We start from the raw sequence: 2,181 nt of genomic DNA, 5'->3' as shown, positions 1-2,181 counted from the left end.
GATCGCGCCGCGGACCAGGGCCTGCGCGTCGATGGTCTCGGCCTGGTACGGCAGCACCGCCAGCGTCTCGGTCATCTTCGCGACCGGATCGGCGATCGCCTTCGGGGTACCGAAGATGAAGGTCCACTCGTGCTCGTCGGACACGTAGGGAACGACGGTCTCGAACAGGTTGTGGAAGCGGGTCCACGACCGCTTGAGGGTCTCGTTGCGCCACATGGTCTGACAGCCGGCCTGCGCGGCGAGCACGCCGCCCTCGGCCAGCAGCGCCTTACAGCGGTTGAGGAAGTCATCCTCGTACAGGCGGTTGTGCTGCGCGTCCTCGACCCGCTCGTCCGGCAGGTCGATACAGATCATGTCGTAGCGCACGCCCGCGGCCTCGGCCTTGGCCAGGAAGTCCCAGCCGTCGGCGTAGTGCATCTTGATCGGGCCGGTCTGCGCGGCCGCCTCGGCCAGATCGGCCTCGGTGTAGCCGTAGGGGAGGTGCTTGGCGCACAGCTCCACCTCCAGCTGGTCGATGTCGACGTGATCGACGAGCGAGGCGCCCGCGGCCACCGACATCTGCGAGGCGACGCCCTCACCGGAACCGATGATCAGCACCTTCTCCAGCTTCTCGGCCAGCGCGTACCCCGGGACCAGCATGGCCTCGTGGTAGGTGAGCTGCGAGAACTCGGTGGACTGGCGGTCGTCGTCGGAGAACAGGGAGATGCCCTGCTCGGTCCGCGCGATCACCATGTGCTGGAACGGGGTGTTGGTGTCGACGATGGTTTCCGTCGTGTTCCACACCCGGGTCAGGCCCTCGCCCACCGGCTCGTGGATCCGGCGGGCCGTGTGGCCACGCTGGATGACCTCGATGTTGACCGACCCCGGGGACAGCTCCTGCTGCAGCAGTTCCACGGCCTTGGTGGCCCCGGAACCGATACTGCCGCAAGTGAATACGTCGACGAAGATGTCGCCGGACTCGGGGTAGGTGTGGATCGAGGCGTGCGACTCGGCCAGGAGGGCCAGGATGGTGACACCCTGCGGCTCGAATTTCTTGCTAACGACATCGCAGATGGTCACCCCCGCGGCGACCAACGATTTTCGAAGCGCGGTTTCGAGTCGTTCGAGGTCGTCGCAGAGGTTGGCGTCGACACCACCGAACTCGGCCAGCACATGCCAGCCGGTGAATTCTGCCGTGATCATGGCTAAAACTCACTCTCGCTCAGCGCCAGTGACATGGACAGTCAAAGGCGGAAAACCGTTGAAGGACACCGACGAATAGCTCGCCGTATAGGCGCCGGTTTCGAGGATCCGGACGGGATCACCGGCTCGCAACGTGGTCGGAAGGAGGACACGCGTGCGTTGATAGAGTACATCGTCGCCGTCACACGTTGGACCGGCTACGACAGCTTCGCCCTTCGGATCCGCGTCCCGGTCGGTGTGGAATCGGTAGGCGATGTACTCGTTCTCGGTTTCGGCCATGCCGTTGTAGCGGCCGATATCGAGGTATACCCAGCGCCGCCCGTCCGGCGCTACACGAACATTCACCACTTCGGCATGGATCACACCGGTGTTGCCCACCAGGGCACGACCGGGTTCCACCACCAGAGCGGTGTGTTCCGGGAGATAGCGGCTCGCCGCGTCGGCGATGGCCGCGCCCAGCTCCGCGAGTCCGGGAGCCGGATCGGCGTACGAAATCGGAAGTCCCCCACCGATATTCACCGCGGTGACCGGAATGTCCTTGACCGCCAACGCTTCCGCGATGGCGCCCGCCTGTTCGATGCCGATGCCCCACGCCTTCGGATCCAGCTGCTGGGACCCGACATGGAAGTAGGGGCCGACCACCGTCAGGCCCAGATCGTGCGCCCGCACCAGCAGCCGCTTGGCCTCACCCGGCGCACAGCCGAACTTGGTGCCGAACGGCGTCTGCGACTGCGGTGCCGAGGACAGGAACCGGCATTCGACCTCCGAGCCCGGGGCGTGCTCGGCGATGCGCTCGAGATCGTCCTCGGTGTCGAAGGCGTAGCGTCGCACGCCCACCGCGTAGGCGGTGGCGATCTGCGAGGCCTTCTTGATCGGATTGCCGTAGCACATGACGGCCGGATCGACGCCCTGCGCGAGGCAGAGTTCGATCTCACCGACGCTGGCGACGTCGAACTCCGCGCCCTCGTCGTTCAGCAGCCGGATGATCTCCGGCACGGG

2 protein-coding genes are annotated in these 2,181 nt (G+C 65.8%); both read right to left on the bottom strand.

From position 1 onward, the window contains the following. A partial coding sequence (gene speD, locus ON43_RS21235; protein ID WP_051178846.1) for an adenosylmethionine decarboxylase occupies positions 1 to 1,179 on the bottom strand: 1,179 nt, incomplete at its 3' end. Between the two features lie 12 nt (positions 1,180 to 1,191). Further along, positions 1,192 to 2,181, bottom strand: a 990-nt coding sequence (locus ON43_RS21225) for a type III PLP-dependent enzyme (protein WP_040810085.1), incomplete at its 5' end; no start/stop codon positions are given.

It is taken from the genome of Nocardia concava NBRC 100430 (assembly GCF_000308815.1).
GTDB classification, from domain to species: Bacteria; Actinomycetota; Actinomycetes; order Mycobacteriales; family Mycobacteriaceae; genus Nocardia; species Nocardia concava.
The sequence above is the reverse complement of the archived record's forward strand: the minus strand, read 5'-3'. Positions and strand labels throughout refer to the sequence as shown.